This window comes from Paenibacillus sp. sgz302191, assembly GCF_057749925.1.
Genome location: NZ_JBYLHY010000002.1, coordinates 240388 through 257449, shown reverse-complemented (window position 1 = coordinate 257449; position 17062 = coordinate 240388). Strand labels below are relative to the sequence as shown.

The 17062-nt window shown below is 53.5% G+C and carries 13 protein-coding genes and 1 pseudogene; 8 read left to right on the top strand and 6 right to left on the bottom strand.

Annotated features, from left to right (window positions below):
• The first annotated feature begins 2 nt into the window (after positions 1–2).
• Positions 3–1415, top strand: coding sequence for a dihydrolipoyl dehydrogenase (gene lpdA, locus AC3G2T_RS03510; protein ID WP_474680341.1), 1413 nt, complete (start codon positions 3–5; stop codon positions 1413–1415).
• A 723-nt stretch (positions 1416–2138) separates the two neighbouring features.
• Here the strand turns inward: lpdA and AC3G2T_RS03505 are convergent.
• The 3 genes from AC3G2T_RS03505 to AC3G2T_RS03495 all read right to left on the bottom strand — a co-directional run bounded on the left by AC3G2T_RS03505 (position 2139) and on the right by AC3G2T_RS03495 (position 5143).
• Positions 2139–2810: a YdeI/OmpD-associated family protein gene (locus AC3G2T_RS03505; protein WP_488434552.1), complete on the bottom strand. Its 672-nt coding sequence runs from the start codon at positions 2808–2810 to the stop codon at positions 2139–2141.
• Between the two features lie 102 nt (positions 2811–2912).
• Positions 2913–4004 (bottom strand): 3-phosphoserine/phosphohydroxythreonine transaminase, encoded by a 1092-nt coding sequence (serC, locus tag AC3G2T_RS03500; RefSeq protein WP_474680339.1) that lies wholly within the window; start codon positions 4002–4004, stop codon positions 2913–2915.
• Positions 4005–4276: 272 nt separating this feature from the next.
• Entirely contained in the window at positions 4277–5143 is an 867-nt protein-coding gene (locus AC3G2T_RS03495) for a helix-turn-helix transcriptional regulator (RefSeq protein WP_488434551.1), read from the bottom strand.
• Between the two features lie 238 nt (positions 5144–5381).
• On the opposite strand from AC3G2T_RS03495, the gene AC3G2T_RS03490 reads away from it, so the two are divergent.
• Positions 5382–6329, top strand: coding sequence for an aldo/keto reductase family protein (locus AC3G2T_RS03490; RefSeq protein ID WP_474680689.1), 948 nt, complete (start codon positions 5382–5384; stop codon positions 6327–6329).
• Between the two features lie 176 nt (positions 6330–6505).
• Complete coding sequence (locus AC3G2T_RS03485) at positions 6506–8845, top strand: glycoside hydrolase family 95 protein (RefSeq protein WP_488434550.1); 2340 nt, start codon at positions 6506–6508, stop codon at positions 8843–8845.
• 15 nt (positions 8846–8860) lie between these two features.
• On the opposite strand, the gene AC3G2T_RS03480 is transcribed toward AC3G2T_RS03485, so the two are convergent.
• From AC3G2T_RS03480 to AC3G2T_RS03470, 3 genes and pseudogenes are all read right to left on the bottom strand, one after another.
• The gene (locus AC3G2T_RS03480; RefSeq protein WP_474680336.1) at positions 8861–9772 is read right to left on the bottom strand and encodes a Rossmann-fold NAD(P)-binding domain-containing protein; all 912 of its coding nucleotides are present in this window, start codon (positions 9770–9772) and stop codon (positions 8861–8863) included.
• A 149-nt stretch (positions 9773–9921) separates the two neighbouring features.
• Positions 9922–10620: pseudogene (locus AC3G2T_RS03475) on the bottom strand (extracellular solute-binding protein); the annotation flags it as partial.
• The gene (locus AC3G2T_RS03470) at positions 10578–11000 is read right to left on the bottom strand and encodes a carbohydrate ABC transporter permease (protein WP_488434549.1); all 423 of its coding nucleotides are present in this window, start codon (positions 10998–11000) and stop codon (positions 10578–10580) included. The pseudogene AC3G2T_RS03475 and the gene AC3G2T_RS03470, both read right to left, overlap by 43 nt.
• 226 nt (positions 11001–11226) lie before the next feature.
• Between AC3G2T_RS03470 and AC3G2T_RS03465 the strand changes: the two genes are divergently transcribed.
• The 5 genes from AC3G2T_RS03465 to lplT all read left to right on the top strand — a co-directional run bounded on the left by AC3G2T_RS03465 (position 11227) and on the right by lplT (position 16954).
• A complete protein-coding gene (locus AC3G2T_RS03465; RefSeq protein WP_488434548.1) occupies positions 11227–11967 on the top strand; it encodes a glycerophosphodiester phosphodiesterase in 741 nt (246 codons plus the stop codon).
• 152 nt (positions 11968–12119) lie between these two features.
• Positions 12120–12755, top strand: coding sequence for a stalk domain-containing protein (locus tag AC3G2T_RS03460; protein ID WP_488434547.1), 636 nt, complete (start codon positions 12120–12122; stop codon positions 12753–12755).
• Positions 12756–12880: 125 nt separating this feature from the next.
• Positions 12881–13015: a hypothetical protein gene (locus AC3G2T_RS03455; RefSeq protein ID WP_488434546.1), complete on the top strand. Its 135-nt coding sequence runs from the start codon at positions 12881–12883 to the stop codon at positions 13013–13015.
• A 575-nt stretch (positions 13016–13590) separates the two neighbouring features.
• On the top strand, positions 13591–15729 hold the full coding sequence (locus AC3G2T_RS03450) for an AMP-binding protein (protein WP_488434545.1): 2139 nt from the start codon (positions 13591–13593) through the stop codon (positions 15727–15729).
• A gap of 31 nt (positions 15730–15760) precedes the next feature.
• A complete protein-coding gene (gene lplT / locus AC3G2T_RS03445) occupies positions 15761–16954 on the top strand; it encodes a lysophospholipid transporter LplT (RefSeq protein WP_488434544.1) in 1194 nt (397 codons plus the stop codon).
• The last annotated feature ends 108 nt before the right edge of the window (positions 16955–17062 follow it).

Here is a 17062-nt window from a genome sequence, read left to right as displayed (position 1 = left end):
ATATGGTAGTAGGAGACGCTTCTTTAGATATTGACGTATTGGTTATCGGTGCGGGTCCGGGCGGCTATGTGGCCGCCATCCGCGCCGCGCAGCTCGGCAAAAGCGTATTGATCGTAGATAAATCGGAATGGGGCGGCGTATGTCTGAACCGCGGCTGTATCCCTTCCAAAGCTTTGATCTCCGCTGCGCATCAATACGAGCATGCCCTTCATGCCGACAGCATGGGCATCTCGGTTGAAAATGTGAAAGTGGATTTCGCCAAAGTGCAGGAATGGAAAAACGGCATCGTCAAAAAGCAAACAGGCGGCGTCAGCGCATTGCTCAAAGGCAACAAAATCCAGATGTTCCAGGGCGAAGTCATGTTCATCAACGAGCATGAAGCGCGTGTATTCAATGAGCAGGAAGCTCCGCGCTACCGCTTCCAGCACTGCATCATCGCGACGGGCTCCCGTCCGATCGAGTTGAAAGCATTCCCGTTCGGCGGCAGAATCATCTCCTCGACAGAGGCGCTTAACCTGCCGGAAATTCCGAAAAGCATGATCGTCATCGGCGGCGGCTATATCGGCATCGAGCTGGGCCAAACGTACGCGAAGTTCGGTACAAAAGTAACTGTTCTGGAAGGCTCTGACAGCGTGCTGCCGGGCTTTGAAAAAGAAATGTCCAAACTGGTTGCCCGCAACCTGGACAAAGTAGGCGTTGAGGTGCATACTGAAGCGTTGGCGCAAAGCTGCACCAAAACGGACAACGACGTGACGGTTACGTTCACTGTCAAAGGCGAGGAAAAGCAAGTTACGGCCGATTACGTGCTTGTAACGGTTGGCCGCCGTCCGAACACGGACGGCGAGCTCGGCTTGGATCTGATCAACCTGAAGCTGACAGAACGCGGTTTGGTCGAGATCGACAATCAATGCCGCACGAGCATTCCGCATATTTTCGCGATCGGCGATATCGTTCCGGGTCCGGCTTTGGCGCACAAAGCTTCCTACGAAGCAAAAGTGGCGGCTGAAGTGATTGCCGGTCATCCGAGCGTAATCGACTATAAGGCGATCCCGGCGGTCGTATTCTCCGATCCGGAAATTGCCAGCGTCGGTTTGAACGAAACCGAAGCGAAAGCGCAAGGCTACAATGTAGCGATCGGCAAGTTCCCTTACGCAGCCAACGGCCGCGCGAACTCGCTGAACGCAGGCCAAGGCTTCGTCAAACTGGTCGGCGACAAAGATACGGGCATCCTGCTGGGCGGGCAAGTTGTCGGTCCGGAAGCATCCAACCTGATCGGCGAGCTTGGCTTGGCGATTGAAATGGGAGCCACCCTGGAAGACATCGCATTGACCATCCATGCGCATCCGACATTGACGGAAATGGTGATGGATGCAGCAGAAGGCGCTTTGGGCCATCCGATTCATCAGCTTAAATAATAAATTAGAAAAAGTCCCGAAAGATTGGCCGTGGAGCCGATCCTTCGGGACTTTTTTAGCGTTTGAGTTCGATGCAGCGCGGCAACGCATGGAACGGTATTCCGGTTGGCGAACCGGCTTCCCCACCCACCCACGCTGCTGCTCACTTTCGAAACGGGGCGAGGCTGTCGCACAAGTAGTTTGCGGCTGCTTCGGTAAATTAATCCAGAGTAGAATAAACCCATCAACCTAGCAATCACTAGCTACCTGTATAAACCCACCAATCCAGCAATCACTAGCAACGTCCAAAAAACCTGCAAAAGTACATCTTTTTGTGTGTTGATAGGCTTGTTTCAGGAAATTCCTGCAAATCTGCAGTTTTTTTTGGCTATTAAGCAGGGTTCAGCCAATCAAGAGCGGAAATTCCTGCACAATCGCAGGCTTTTCGCCAAAACAAGCATATTCAGCCGAAAAAGCCTGCACTTTTGCAGGCTTTGCGAGCTGCCAAGCCGTTTCCCGAACGGCCGAGCAGGTTTTGCGAGCTGCCAAGCCGTTTCCCGAACGGCCGAGCAGGTTTTGCGAGCTGCCAAGCCGTTCCACGAACGGCCGAGCAAGTTTTGCGTGGCGCCAAGCCGTTCCACGAACGGCCGAGCAGGGTATGCGAGCCGCTAAGCCGTTTCCCGAACGGTCGTGCAGGCTATGCGTACCGCTAAACCATCCCACGGCCACGCCGGCTGTTCGGCCTTACTCTTTTAGTGTCGGATTTTTAACGCCCCGCGACAGCTTGTCGATTGTTTTTTCAACGCGGGTGCGGCGCGTTTCTTCACGTTTGGCGTCGGTGATCCAGCGGACGTATTCTTTGCGGTTCGTGTACGACAGCGTTTCGTAGAACGCGAAGGCTTCGGGGCTGGCGGCAAATGCCACAGCCAGATCGTCCGGCACGACGACGGTTTTGTCGGCGCTTGCCGCGGCTTTGTCGGCGTCCGCCGAGCGGTCTGTTGTGTGCTGGCTTCTCGTCGCTTTTACCTGGCTTGCGTGCCGAAAACGCATGGCTGACCAAGTGTCGTCCAGGGAGATGAGGGAGACGCCTTCGTACTGTAGGTCGTAAACCGGCTGCCACCCGGAATCCCGGTTAATGTCGGTTTTTATTTTTCCCGTACCTTTCGGGTAGCACATCCACAGCAAACCGTCCGGGGCGACGGCCTGGATCGCGATGGGCGCTAGGCTTTGCACTTCAGCGGCGCTATGGAGAAAAACTTGCACAAAATCGTAAGCGTGATCGGCTTCTTTTTGCTCGGATGCCTGCACATCCTCAGGCAGAGGGCCTAGCGATGCGATATAACCTTCAGGCGCATTCAAAATCAAAGCCCGCTTGCAGCTTGCCAAGCGGAGTTTTTTGACCAATTCGTTGCTCATGTGAGGGCTCACTCTTTTCTTTAGTTAGCAATCTTACCCACTATTCTAGAAGCAAGGAAGCCGCTTTGTCAAAATGCCGGCGCGAAATATGGCGAAAAGCGGTCAACCGTGTCTTTTTTGAAAATCGGTCATAAAATCGGCGAGCGCTCTGCACGCTTCCTCGGGTACTGCGTTATAAGCGGATGCGCGCAAACCGCCAACGCTGCGGTGTCCTGCCAGGCCTTCGAAGCCGTTCAGCTCGGACTCCCGGACGAACTTGCGTTCCAGCGCTTCGTCTTTCATTCGCCAAGTGATATTCATATGGGACCGGTCGGCCGGATCGATGATGCCTTTGTAAAATCCGCCGCTGGCGTCAATTACGCTGTAGAGCAGGCCGGCTTTGGCCGCGTTTTGCTTTTCGAGCTGTTCCAGGCCTCCCTGCCGGAAAAACCATTTTAACACAAGGTTCATCATGTAGATGGCATGCACCGGCGGCGTATTGTAAAGCGACCTGTCTTTGGCAAAAGTTCCGTAGCGGAGAATCGCCGGAATCCGCTTCGACGCCTGCTCCAGCAAATCTTCGCGGATGATGACGGCCGTTACGCCGGCAGGCCCGAGATTTTTTTGCGCGCCCGCGTAGATCAGGGAAAAACGCTGAAAATCCAGCTTCCGGCTGAGAATGTCGCTGGTCATATCGCCGATCAGCGGGACCGCCCCGACCGACGGTATTTCAGCATAGCGCGATCCTTCGATGGTGTTGTTCGTCGTGATATGGACGTAAGCCGACGAAGGGGCCAAGTCGCTTGCCGCCAGCTTTGGAATGTGGCGCCATTCCTGCTCGCGCGAGCTTGCCGCAACATGGACCGGGCCTACTTGGGCGGCTTCTTTGCAAGCTTTTTCCGCAAAGCTGCCGGTGAGCGCGTAGCTGGCCGTTGTTCCCTCTTGCAGGAAGTTAAGCGGAATTAATGCAAACTGGGTGCTTGCGCCGCCGCCCATAAAGAGCGTGTGATACTTGCCGTCGTCGAGCCCCAAAGCTTGCAGCAGGAGCTGCTGCGTTTCGTCGTTCAACTGCTCCACTTCTTTGCTGCGGTGCGACATTTCCAGTAGTGAAATTCCTTTGCCTTGGTAGTCGACGAATTGTTCTTTCGCTTGTTCCAGCACTTCGAGCGGCAGCGCAGCCGGACCCGGGTTAAAATTGTACAATCTTTCAGCCATCTCATGATTCCTCCCGTATATCGAATAAAAAACAAAAAGCGCCCTCATCCGATTGGGACGAGGAGCGCTTGCTCGCGGTGCCACCCAAATTGAGGAACTTCGTTCCTCCTCTTGGTTCCGCGGTAACGGGCGGGTCCGGTTAACTTAGAATCGACGCAGCGTCTATCTTGGCGAAAACGCCTCCGAGTTGGATTCTCATCACAGGCATGATCCGGTTATGAATGTTGTTAAGAAGTATATCCCAAGTAGGGGCATATGGCAATACCGGGAAATTATTTTTTTGAAAAGCGCTGCCGGTAGGTGCGCGGGGTAATGCCTTCGTATCTCGAAAAGCAGGATGTGAAATAAGCGGCATGGTTGAATCCGACTTCTTCCGCAATGTAGGCGACGGGTAGATCGGTTTGCAGCAAAAGCAGCTTTGCCTGTTCAACGCGGTAATGCAATAAATAGTCCATGGGTGAACAGCCGAACTCCTTTTGCATGCAGCGGGCGATATAGACCGGATGAAAATTAATCGCTTCGCCAAGCTCCTGAGCGGTAATTCCTTCGCGGTAATGGAGCCGCAAATAAGTGGCGGCCTGATGGGCAACCGCCGCTGCCGGTTTGGCGGTCGTTGAATTCAGGGAGGCGCTGAGCTGCTCCATTATTTCCTGGAAAATAATTTGCTGCTTCCAGCGCACCCAGCTTTGGTGGGAGTTCTTTTCCAACCCGATCAACTGATTCAAACTTTCGTACATTTTGGAGGGCTGGAGCAGCTTCGTGAACTGTGGAACTTGAATTTGAAAAGTTTGCAGCATGAAATTGTTTTCTGCGTGGCCGGTTGAAGAACTTTGGCTGTTCTCCTCGACTGCTTGCCACGAGCCCGTAGTTTGGAAGTGTAGCCAGTACGTTCCGGTTGGGCTGCGGTTGCCTTCAGTCGGATAATGATGAAGGTCGGGCCGGAGAATGAGGGCGTAGTCTTCCGCAACCTCGTAATGGCGGTCTTCCTCGCCGACATAAAGGCAGCCCTTGTCCACTACAAGCAGGTCAAATTCGCCGAGCTTGTAGCGTTCGGGATGTTTTCTGCCTATTTGAGCTACGCTGTAGCCGCCCGAAATGTAATGCGGAAGCGGCGGAGCGGTAAATTGCAGGATGGACACAAGGCAGACCTCCCAGGAAATACAGCTGATCCGAAAAGTTGGAATCTTGATAGTATAGGTTGAAAAACTGATACTTGATGCCTAGTATACCATCTATAATGTGAATAAACGAGCTGTAATTAAACGCGCGTTTAAAGCGTTTACATTGAAGTGGCAGTCGGGCAGCTCCGGTACATACGGCAATCGATACTTTTCGTTTTTGGATGAAAATTATGTAAAGAAAAGAGGCCGGTTCATGATGAAATACCGTAAATTGGGAAGAAGCGGACTGAAAGTTAGCGAAATCAGTCTGGGAAGCTGGCTGACCTACGGGAATTCCGTCGCCGAGGAAACGGTAGCGAAGCTGACTCGCAGGGCGTTCGAGCTGGGCGTTAACTTTTTGGATACGGCGAATGTGTATGCGCAGGGCGAAGCGGAAATATTGCTCGGAAAAGCTTTGAAAGCTTATTCGCGCGATTCTTATGTGCTTGCGACGAAAGCTTTTTGGCCGATGGGAGCGGGCCCGAACGACAGGGGACTCTCGCGCAAACACGTTTTCGAGCAAATTCATGCCAGTCTGCGGCGTTTGCAGACCGATTATGTTGATATTTTTTACTGCCACCGCTACGATCCGGAGACGCCTGTCGATGAAACGCTGCGCACGATTGATGATATGGTCCGCCAGGGCAAAGTGCTGTACGTCGGCGTAAGCGAATGGACGGCGGCGCAAATTCAGGAGGGTTTGCGGACCGCCGACAAATACTTGCTTGACCGGGTCGTCGTGAACCAGCCGCAGTACAACATGTTTCACCGCGGCATTGAAGCCGAGGTGCTGCCGGTCAGCGAGAAGAACGGCATCTCGCAGGTCGTATTTTCGCCTTTGGCGCAAGGTGTGCTAACAGGCAAATACCGTAAAGGCGGGAAGCTTCCCGAAGGAAGCCGGGCGAGCGATCCGACAGCGAATTCGTCGATCGGCAAATTTCTGAGCGAAAGCCACCTGGACAAGGTGGAGCAACTGGCAGGCGTCGCGGACGAACTCGGCCTATCGATGTCGACGCTGGCGCTGGCTTGGGTGCTTCGACAACCGGGCGTCGCCAGCGCGCTCGTAGGCGCGACGCGGGTCGAGCAGCTGGAAGACAACGTGAAAGCGTCCGGCGTCACGCTCCCGGCCGAAATTATCCGAAAAATAGATGAAATTCTCGCTTGATTTTGGATGAATAGCTCCTTGTGAGCAAAGCGGTGGTTCACGGAAGCCGCCGTCTTGCTCACGAGGAGTTTTTTTCGTTGTACAAAGCTGGAAATCGTTATAAAATGAACTCGTTACAGCTGTCAGCGGTTTTTTTTATCAATTTGGGTTACCGATAACACAAGGCTGAAAGGAGCATGTTTGTGAACCTGAAAAATAGGAGATTGTGGTACAGGCAGCCTGCGAACGAATGGACGGAGGCGCTTCCGATTGGAAACGGACGGCTGGGCGCGATGGTATTCGGCGGGACGCACGAGGAGCTGTTCCAGCTGAATGAAGACACGCTGTGGTCCGGATATCCGCAGGACAAGCTCAATTATAAGGCGCTCGGCCATTTGGAAGAAGCCAGGGAAGCTCTGCGGGCCGGCGCATATGCGAGTGCGCAGGATATCGTCGAGACGCATATGCTCGGCCAGGACAGTGAAGCGTATCAGCCGCTTGGAGATCTGCGGATCCGCACGGGCAGCGGGGGGGCAATCAGCGGCTACGAACGCGAGCTGGATCTGGAGACGGCGATTGCGCGGGTCAGCTACGAGCAGGACGGCGTGCGGTTCACGCGGGAAGCGTTTATTTCCGCTGCGGATCAGGTGCTGGTCGTCAGAGTGCAGGCCGATCCACCCGGACGGTTGAATGTGACGGCATCCATAGACAGTCCGCATCCGTTCTCCACCACTGCGGAAGCCGGCGCGCTGCAGGTGAAAGGAGCCGCTCCTTCCCGGATCTGGCCTGAAATTACATACGACGGCAAGGGCATGCTGTTCGAAATCGGCTTGCAAGCTGTGGCGGAAGGCGGTTCGCAAGCTGTGAACGAGCGATCCGAGCATACGTTGACGGACGCAGATGCCGTCACTTATTTATTGACTGCGGCAACGAGCTTTAACGGTTACGACCGGGATCCTGTCCAGGCAGGCAAAGACGCTGCGGCCATTTGCCATAGCATTTTGGCGGCTGCCGGCGCGTATTCGTACGAGGAGTTGAAACAGCGGCATATCGCCGATTATAGCGGGTTGTTTCATCGGGTGGAGTTGGACCTGGGAAGTTCCGGTGCGGCGGAGCTGCCGACGGACGAACGGCTTAAACTGGTGCAAGCGGGAGCCGACGATCCCGGCCTTGAAGCGCTTTTGTTCCAGTATGGGCGTTACTTGCTGATCGCCAGTTCCAGGGCGGGAACGCAGCCGGCTAATTTGCAGGGCATATGGAACAAGGACATCCGCCCGCCGTGGCGCAGCAACTACACGGTTAACATTAATACGCAGATGAACTACTGGCCTGCCGAAATAACGAATTTAAGCGAATGCCATGAGCCGCTTTTCCGGTTTGTACAGGAATTAAGCGAGAGCGGCCAGAAGACGGCCGACGTTCAATTCGGCTGCCGGGGGTGGACGGCTTGTCACAATATCGATCTTTGGCGGCACACTTCGCCGGTATCCGGTTCGGCAAGCTGGGCGTTCTGGCCGATGAGCGGCGCATGGCTGAGCAGGCACCTTTGGGAGCATTATTTGTTTACCGGGGATTTGTCGTTTTTGGAGCGGGAAGCGTACCGGCCTATGAAGGAAGCGGCATTGTTCTGCCTTGATTGGCTGATCGAGGATGGGAGCGGATACCTCGTCACTTCGCCGTCGACTACGCCCGAGAATATGTTTCTCGCGGAGGATGGAACCAAATGCAGCGTCAGCGTTGCGACTACGATGGATATGGCGATAATGCGCGAGCTGTTTGCGCAGGTCGTGCAGGCCGCCGAACTATTGGGCGTGGATGCGGATTTCCGTGCGCAATTGGAGAGCGCCGCTTCCCGCCTGCTGCCTTACAAGATCGGTCCTGCCGGCGAGTTGCAGGAATGGTCGGCCGATTTTGCCGAAGAATCTCCCGGGCACCGGCACATTTCGCATTTATACGGATTTTATCCGGGGAGCGAAATCGATCTGCTGGACACGCCCGCGCTGGCTCAGGCGGTCCGCCGCTCTCTCGAGCGCAGACTGCTTAACGGGGGCGGGCATACGGGCTGGAGCTGCGCCTGGATCATCAACGTCTGGGCGCGCCTGGGCGATGCGGAGCAGGCTCACCGCTACGTGAAGACGATGCTGGCGAAATCGACGTACCCGAATTTGTTCGACGCGCATCCGCCATTTCAAATCGACGGCAATTTCGGAGGCACCGCAGGCATAGCGGAAATGCTGCTGCAAAGCCATAACGGCGAAATCCGGCTGCTGCCGGCGCTTCCGTGCGGATGGGCAACCGGTTCGGTCAAAGGCTTACGCGCCAGAGGCGGCTATGAAATCGACATCGCCTGGAAGGACGGCCGCCTGACCCAAAGTGTGATCAAAGCGGACCGCGATGCGATTTGCAAGCTTCGATCTCCCGAGAAGCTGCGAATTAGCAAGCTGAACGGTGCGGAAGATATCGGGGAGCGGACGGAGCAACCCGGAATCACGACATTTCAGGCACGCAAAGGCGAAGTATACGTCATTCAGGCATAAGCTGCGAAAAGAAACTCAGCCCAGCAAGTGCAGCATCAGCGCTTTTTGAACGTGACGTCTGTTGTCCGCCTGCTGGAAAATGATCGATTTCTCCGATTCGATAAGCGCCTCCTCAATCTCATAACCGGGATGAATCGGCATGTCGTGCATGATGTAGGGCGAGTTGGAACCGAGATTGCTGCGGTTGATTTGATAGGGCAGCATTACTGCAATGCGGCGCTGTTTTTCCTCTTGATAGCCGGGGTGATGGAAAAACTCCATATCGATCCAGGTATCCGCGTAAACAAAATCGGATTGTGAGACGGCTTCCTTGAGATCGTCCATATGAAAAATAAACCCGCTGGCACGCGCTTCCTGCATAAGCTGTTCGTCCCAGGAAGCTTCATTGATGATCGGCGTCACCAGGATCAGCCGTACGCCCAGCTTCATACACCCGGCAATTAACGAGTTGGCGACGTTATTATGGATGCCGGCATAGGTTAGAGTAGCGCCCTCAAAAGATCCGATAGTCTCATAAATCGTCATCAAATCGGCCAACGCTTGGCAAGGGTGATATTTGTCGCAGCATCCGTTAATTACAGGGACGGCTGAAGCCTCGGCAAGCTGCAGCAGGTCTTCGTGCTTCTTGAGCCGAGCCATAATCAGGTCGCAATTGCGCGATACATATTTTGCTTCATACCGAATGGGAGAAAGGCTGAAATTGCTTTTCTCCCATTCCATTTGAATCGGATTTCCACCCAACTGTTGAATCCCTGCATGAAATGAGAGATAAGTTCGGGTTGAAGTTTTTTGAAACAACATAAGAAGTCCTTTGTTGGCGCAGGCGGATGCGTATTTATCAGGGTGAGCTTTCAGATCCAGCCCGGCTTCGACGATAGCGCGGATTTCTGACGCTGATAATTCTTTTAGAGACAATATATGATTCATGAGTTCTCCTACATATAAATTGAATATTTATTCATAATTATGAATATAAATTCATGATAATAAGTAGGGGAACAACTGTCAATCGCAATATTGCTAAAAAAAAGGAGCACCTGGCTGTCGTCAGCCTGTGTGCTCCTTTTTATGACCGCTTATTTTACGGTTTTGTTATAGGCGGCGATTTTTTCAGTGATGCTCTTGGCTGCGCCGTCGAGCGCTTCTTTAATCGCGCCTTCGACGATTTGGCGGGCTTCCGGGAATACGCCCATGACGGCGCCTTGCGTCGCTTTGTTCAATTTGGTGTTGTGAAGCTGATTGATCGCAGTTTGGAACTGCGGATATTTGGCGAGGTTGTCTTTCACGAGCTGCTCGTCATACGCTTTTTTCGTGATTGGGAAGTAGCCTGTATTGACGTGCCAATACGCTTGCGTTTGCGGCGTTGCCAGGAACTTGATGAATTCCCAGGCCGCTTTTTGCTCGGCTTTCGATTTGTTGTTCAAGATGTACAGGCTCGCTCCGCCTACGATGACACCGCCGTCTTTGGCATCGGCAGACTTTGGCGAAAAGCCGGTTCCGACCTGGAATTTGCCTTCGGCGCAGCTGACGATTCCGCGAAGCGAAGCGGTGGTGTCGAGTGTCATTGCGATTTGACCGGCAGCGAACGCTTTTTTCGTGTCATTGGTTTTGCGGCCGAGGTTGGAAGTCGTTCTGTTGTCGACCATTTGCTTCCACCAGGTCAATGTGTTTACGCCTGCGTCGCTGTTTACGAGCGATTCGGTAGCCGGGGCGGTCCGGCCGTTGCCGTTGTTCACGTATTCTGCGCCCTGGTTCGCAAAAACATGAACTGGAAAAAGCGCATGCCCTTCAGGCGGTTGTGAGTCAGCGCAGCGAGCAGCAGCGCCAGCGCAATGCCGGTTGGAACCGTGAGCAGCGTAAAGGCGCCGGTCACTTTTAGACTTGTATAAAACCGTTCCGACGTGAAAATATCGACGAAATTGTCCAATCCCACGAAACCTGCGACTCGGCCGCGCGGATCTGTTTCATGGAAGCTGAGATAGACCGATTGCAAAAGAGGGTAGAACAGAAATATCGCAAACAACAGGATCGAGGGAGACAGGAAGAAATAACCGAGAAGGTTATCTTGCCATTTAAAAGCGGATCGTGTTCCGGCCTTGCGGCGAACGCGAACAGCCGGCGGTGAGAGAACTACATCTCTATCAATCGTATTCATTAGCATCCTCCTAGAATAGGTCGGCAATTCGTTAATTGACCGTTTTTAGTGTATAAGCCCTATATTTGACCAGTGTTAAAAAAATATTAAAAATTGTGTATTTTCCCATTATTAGGTATCTTTTGCCGTCGTACATTGCGTTTATTAATTCTTAACTGTGCACAGGAAGGCAAACTCTACTATAATTGGAGAAAAGCAGTTTACTATCATTTGTCAGGAGTGTTGGATGATGAGCGGACACAAGCCTTTAATCATCGGCCACAGGGGCGCTGCCGGAGAAGCGCCGGAGAATACGCTGGCTTCCTTTGCGCTTGCGCTGCAGCAGGGGGCACAGGGCATTGAGCTGGATGTGCATCTTTCCAAAGACGGGGAAATCGTCGTTTGTCACGATCCAACGCTGAACCGCACGACTAACGGCAGCGGGCTTATCTGCGAGCAGACGGCCGGGGAGATCAAGCGCCTGGATGCGGGATCATGGTTTGGCGAAGCTTACAACGAGGAGCGGGTGCCGCTGCTTCGGGAAGTGTTCGAGCTGATTCCGCCGGGCTATCTGATCAACGTGGAAGTGAAGCTTGCTTATGAAGGACGGATGGAGCAGGCGCTGCTGGCTTTTTTGCATAAAAGCGGCAGACTGGACGACGTCGTTATTTCTTCGTTCGATCATAAATGCGTCAAACGTCTGAAGCAGGCGGAGCCGGAAGCGCGGATCGGACTGCTGTACGTAGGCAATTTGATCGACCACGCCGCTTATGCGCAGCTGCTCGGTGTGGAAGTGTACTCGCTGCACCCCCACTTTGAAGGGATCGGCAAGGCGGATGTGCACGGCGCGGAGGCGGCGGAGCTTCAAGTGTATCCGTACACGGTTAACCTGGTGGAGGATTACCGCAGGCTGATCGGAGCCGGAGTGTCGGGGATCATCACGGATTATCCGGCCCGGTTGGCGGGGCTGCTCAGGGAACAGCGGTGACAGCCGCAAGCCCAACCGAAACATTTTGCATGAACAAAAAAGCGCTGATCCACGGATTGAGATGTGGAAGCTCAGGGCTTTTTTTGCTTTGCAGGAAAAAATCGCTTTTTGTCGAATTATTGGAAATACCAGTATAAAGGAGAGAGAGGAAGATGAACAAAAAGCTGATTGCCGCTTGTATGGCGGGCGTACTGATCTTTGGAATCGGAATTGGCGTGCAGGCCGCATCCGATATCCGGCTGTTCATTCACGGAAAGCAAGTTAATGCCGACGTTCAAATTATTGACGGCTCCAGTTACGTGCCTTTGCGGGTAGTTTCCGAAGCGTTGGGCGCGAATGTGAATTGGGACGAGGAGTCCAGAACGATCAATATTAAAAAAACGAGGTCGTTTGAAGTGAACAGCGTCATATGGTCAGGCTCTTTGTTGATGCAAATATCGAAAGTCACATTGGACACGTCCTACCGCAACAACAAAACCCCGACACCGATTAATGCGGTTATTTTCGATGTTACGATTACGAATAATGCGTACACCAAATTAAAGTGGTACCCGAAAAAAGGGCAGATCCGGTTGAACCTCGACGAAATCGCGGAAATAAGCAATCCTAACGATTATTCGGACGATTTTGACGGCACCTATACGACCCAACAGGTCAGAAAAGGAAAAATTGTCGTTCCGGTGAAAACGAATCTGGATGACGTCAAGACGATCGATTTTCTGATCGACGGCTCCACTGACGGAGAAACTTTCAATAGAGTGGAGTCCACGCCGATTGAATTGAGATAGTGTATGGGGTTGACTGCCGCCATATAGGCCGACGGCCGCTTGCGAGAAATCGCGAGCGGCTTTTTGCTTGCTGACACGCTTGCAGCGAAACATTCCTGCAAAAATCAGGCTGCCGGGAGGCCCATATGCCGGTGTCGATCGCAGCCCCTGCCTGGTTGCGCGAAGAAAACCTGCAAAAGTACATCTTTTTGCTCGATGGATACGCTAGCAGCGACAAATTCCTGCAAATGTGCAGGCTTTTCGCCGCGAACGTGGGCTAAGGTCCGTTTGCGTGGAAAATTCCTGCACAATCGCAGGAATTTCGCCAAAACGAACCGTTTTCCCGGAAAAAGCCTGCACTTTCGCAGGTTTTTGCCTGCCAAGCCGCGTTTGTCTCCCCGCAGATCCCCAACCCGTGCAGGAGAAGCATAGGTTGGCGAAGAGCGCCTAACGTTCCCTCTGGTTCCTCTACTCAGTCACTTTATCAACAATCTGATTTTCGCAAGCATTCGGCTTGCCAAGCCGCTTAACGGACGACCACGGCCGCATCGCGCACAGTTCTCAGCGCACGGTATTGCGCTGCATGACGGCGATCGGTCGAGCACATGTCGTCTTGGACGGCAAAAGCCCTCCATGATTGCAGGGAATATTCTGCAAAATCGCCAAGGGCCGAAAAGATGCACAACCAATCGCAAGCTCTTTTGCGAACCTGAACCAAACTCCCGTCCGACACGCTAGTCGATTCCACGGGCTGCAATCAAGGTACTACGCAAAGTTAGTACTACTCGCGGCGCCGGAAATACATACAATAGAATTAAGACCAGGTATTAAGATGTGCCTTTAGGAGGTTGCCATCATGCTCAAACAACTGTTTTATATCGCTTTAAAACTGCTGCTTCCTATACTGAACCCGCTCGTTCGCGCTTGCTTCCGGCTTCGCGTCAGCGGCATGGAGCGCCTGGATTTTTCCGTTCGCACGGTGCTGATTCCGAATCACGTTTCTTTGCTCGATGCGGTGCTGCTGGCGTTCATTTTGCCGAAAGAAGTAGCGTTTGTCGTCAATACGAAAATTGCCAGACGTTTTTCCTTGATTCTGATGTTTCGCGAACATATTCCGGTAGATCCGCTCAATCCGTACTCGGTCCGAAAAATGCTCAAAACCGTACAGAGCGGAACCCCGCTCGTCGTATTTCCCGAGGGAAGGGTCACGACGACAGGGGCGATGATGAAAGTGTACGGCGGCATAGGCTATATCGCTCTAAAATCGCAAGCCCGGATGGTGCCGGTAGCGATTAACGGCCTGGAATATTCGAAGCTTTCTTATTTGAAAGGCAAGCTCAGGCAGCGCTGGTTTCCCGCGGTCAGCATGCAGATCGGCGAGCCGTTTCAAGTCGAGCCGGAAGAGGGCGTTCCGATGCGCGTGCAAAAGGAACGAGCGGCCGAACTGATCCGCAGCCGTATGCAGAACCACTTGTTCGCAAGCCGGATGAAGCCGCAGCTCAATCTGTTCAATGAACTGCTTGCGGCCGCCGGGGTTCACGGCAAGTCTTTCAAGGTTTGCGAGGATCTCGTAAGCGGCACCGATTTCAGCTACAAAAAGCTGCTCGTCAGCTCCTACACGATGGCTGCCCGTCTGAAGCGGGAACTGGCCGGCCAGCAGCGCGCCGCCGTACTGCTGCCCAACTCCGCGGCGCATGTCATCACTTTGTTCGCGATGTTCCGGCTCGGGCTGACGCCGGCCATCCTGAACTACTCCGCAGGCAAGCAGACGATGCTCGATGCATGCGAAACGGCTGCCGTGCGGACGATACTTACGTCCAGAGCTTTTGCGGAAAAAGCGGGCTTGGCCGATTTCATCGAAGCCGCGCAGGGCCGATTTGCCCTGGTTTATTTGGAAGATGTGAGAGCGGGGATTACATGGGGCGACAAGCTTGCCGGGCTCAAAGATTACCTGCTCCAAGCGAAAGGGCCGGTCGGCGAAGACCGGAACGAAATCGTCCTTTTCACCTCGGGGAGCGAAAGCAAGCCCAAAGGCGTCGTGCTCGCACATCGGAACGTGTATGCGAACATTTTGCAAGCGCGGACGGTCATCGCGTTCAATTCGACCGACAGCGTGCTCGGCGCTATGCCGATGTTCCATTCCTTCGGGCTGACAGCCGGCACGATGCTGCCGATTTTGTCCGGCATGAAAGTGGTGCTGTACCCGAATCCGCTGCACTACAAAGTCATTCCCGAGCTCGTATACGATAGGAACATTACGATTTTGTTCGGCACTTCCACGTTTTTGGCGGCTTATGCCCGGACCGCGCATCCGTACGATTTTGCCCATTCGCTTAAATATGTCGTAGCCGGCGCGGAAAAGCTGAAAGAAGAAGTGCGTCAAATTTGGATGGATAAGTTCGGCATCCGCATTTTGGAAGGGTACGGGACGACGGAGACAGCACCGGTCGTTTCGCTGAATACGCCGATGCACATGAAAAAGGGTACCGTCGGGCGCCTGCTCCCGGGTATGGAATGCCGCCTGGAGGCTGTGGAAGGAATTGAGCAAGGGGGCAACCTGTTAGTGAAAGGGCCGAACGTGATGAAAGGCTATCTGATTCATGAAAAAGGTTTTGTGCCGAGCCCGGAATGGTACAGTTGCGGGGATGTCGTGCACATCGACGAGCAGGGCTACATCACGATTCAGGCGAGGCTGCAGTCTTTTGCCAAAATCGGCGGTGAAAAGGTGTCGCTTCCCATGGTGGAGGAGCTGGTTTCGGCAGCAATGCCGCAGGCGCTCTGCGCCGCCGTCAGCGTCCCGGATACGCGCAAGGGCGAGCGGATTGTCGTCTACCATAACGAGCCCGGCGCTCAAATCCAGCAAGTAAAAGAATTTATGAAACAGCAGGGGCAGTCGCCCATTTATATGCCTTCGGAGTTGAGGTTTGTCGACAAACTGCCTCTGCTGGGAAGCGGCAAAGTCGATTATGTGACATTGAAGAAAATGGCTTTTTAAAACGGAACCTACGAACAGGAGCGAAACCGGCATGAACATCAAACGGATCAAACCGCTGCAAACTTTGTACCTGACGCAATTTCTTTCCGCTTTTGCCGATAACATGATTCTTTTCATTACGCTGGCTATTATTCAGCAAAATGCGTATCCCGACTTTTACATCGGTGTCGTGCAGGCTTCTTTTCTTCTGGCTTTTGTCATTTTGTCCCCGTTTGTCGGAGCTTTCGCCGATAAAAATCCGAAGGCCCACGTGCTGCTGGTCGGCAATGCGATCAAAGCGGCCGGGATCGTCGCCCTGTTCGCGCATCTCGATCCGGCGGTGTGCTACGGCATTGTCGGTATCGGTGCGGCCGTATATTCGCCGGCAAAGTACGGCATCCTGCCGACGCTGACGCATTCCGAAACGGAGCTGCTGCGCGCTAACGCCAAAATCGAAGGCTACACCATCCTGGCGATTTTGATGGGTTCCGTTTGCGGAGGGATCGCAGCAAAAATGTCGCTGACAGGCTCGATTGCCGTCTGCCTTTCCTTGTATCTCCTTTCGCTGGGCATGACGCTTCTGATTCCGAGAATTGCCGGCAATCCGCACATTCAATATATGCGGGAAGCGAGGGCGTTCGCGTCCGATCTGCTTGTTTTGGTGAAGGACCGCACGACCCGGTTTTCGCTGGTGGGCACAGGCTCCTTTTGGATGGCGTCGTCCGTCGTTCGTTTGGCTATTATCGATTGGGTGCCGGCGCACTTGGGCATTCAATCGGTTGATCGAATATCGATGCTCGTCGCGGTAACCGGCATCGGCATCATGATCGGCGCCTTAATGACGCCCAAGCTGATTCCGGCCCGCAAATATTACAACTCCTACGTATTCGGCATTTTGATGATCTGCGCGATCCTGCTGTTTACGGTCATTTCCAACCTGTACCTGACGATCGGGCTGCTGCTTCTCGTCGGCTTCAGCGGCGGCGTGTTTATCGTTCCGATGAACTCGGTACTGCAGGATAAAGGGCAGGGCATGGTAGGAGCCGGCAAAACGATCGCTGTGCAAAATTTTGTGGAAAATGGGCTCATGCTGACAGGGGTGGGGGCCTACACCCAAATTTCCAAGGCCGGCATTTCTGCAGACTTGTCCATCGCCGGAATTGCCGCAATTTTGGCGGCTTTCGTAGCCTACCTGATGGTTCAGCGCCGACAGTTGAAAACGGCTTACACCGGACAGATGGAATAATCCCTAGTGCTTCTCTCCCAGTTTTTTCTTTACAGTCCCGATTCGTTTTTGTAGAATAAACCGTAGGTCAATTAAAGGTGTTATGTTTTCTCACATGCATCTGGCGCA

Excerpts from the sequence above, each read along its gene's own strand:
- lpdA (WP_474680341.1), top strand. The coding sequence starts at position 3 with ATGGTAGTAGGAGACGCTTCTTTAGATATTGACGTATTGGTTATCGGT.
- AC3G2T_RS03505 (WP_488434552.1), bottom strand. The coding sequence starts at position 2,810 with ATGAGCAACGAATTGGTCAAAAAACTCCGCTTGGCAAGCTGCAAGCGG.
- serC (WP_474680339.1), bottom strand. The coding sequence starts at position 4,004 with ATGGCTGAAAGATTGTACAATTTTAACCCGGGTCCGGCTGCGCTGCCG.
- AC3G2T_RS03490 (WP_474680689.1), top strand. The coding sequence starts at position 5,382 with ATGAAATACCGTAAATTGGGAAGAAGCGGACTGAAAGTTAGCGAAATC.
- AC3G2T_RS03485 (WP_488434550.1), top strand. The coding sequence starts at position 6,506 with ATGTTTGTGAACCTGAAAAATAGGAGATTGTGGTACAGGCAGCCTGCG.
- AC3G2T_RS03480 (WP_474680336.1), bottom strand. The coding sequence starts at position 9,772 with ATGAATCATATATTGTCTCTAAAAGAATTATCAGCGTCAGAAATCCGC.
- AC3G2T_RS03470 (WP_488434549.1), bottom strand. The coding sequence starts at position 11,000 with ATGAATACGATTGATAGAGATGTAGTTCTCTCACCGCCGGCTGTTCGC.
- AC3G2T_RS03465 (WP_488434548.1), top strand. The coding sequence starts at position 11,227 with ATGATGAGCGGACACAAGCCTTTAATCATCGGCCACAGGGGCGCTGCC.
- AC3G2T_RS03460 (WP_488434547.1), top strand. The coding sequence starts at position 12,120 with ATGAACAAAAAGCTGATTGCCGCTTGTATGGCGGGCGTACTGATCTTT.
- AC3G2T_RS03455 (WP_488434546.1), top strand. The coding sequence starts at position 12,881 with ATGCCGGTGTCGATCGCAGCCCCTGCCTGGTTGCGCGAAGAAAACCTG.
- AC3G2T_RS03450 (WP_488434545.1), top strand. The coding sequence starts at position 13,591 with ATGCTCAAACAACTGTTTTATATCGCTTTAAAACTGCTGCTTCCTATA.
- lplT (WP_488434544.1), top strand. The coding sequence starts at position 15,761 with ATGAACATCAAACGGATCAAACCGCTGCAAACTTTGTACCTGACGCAA.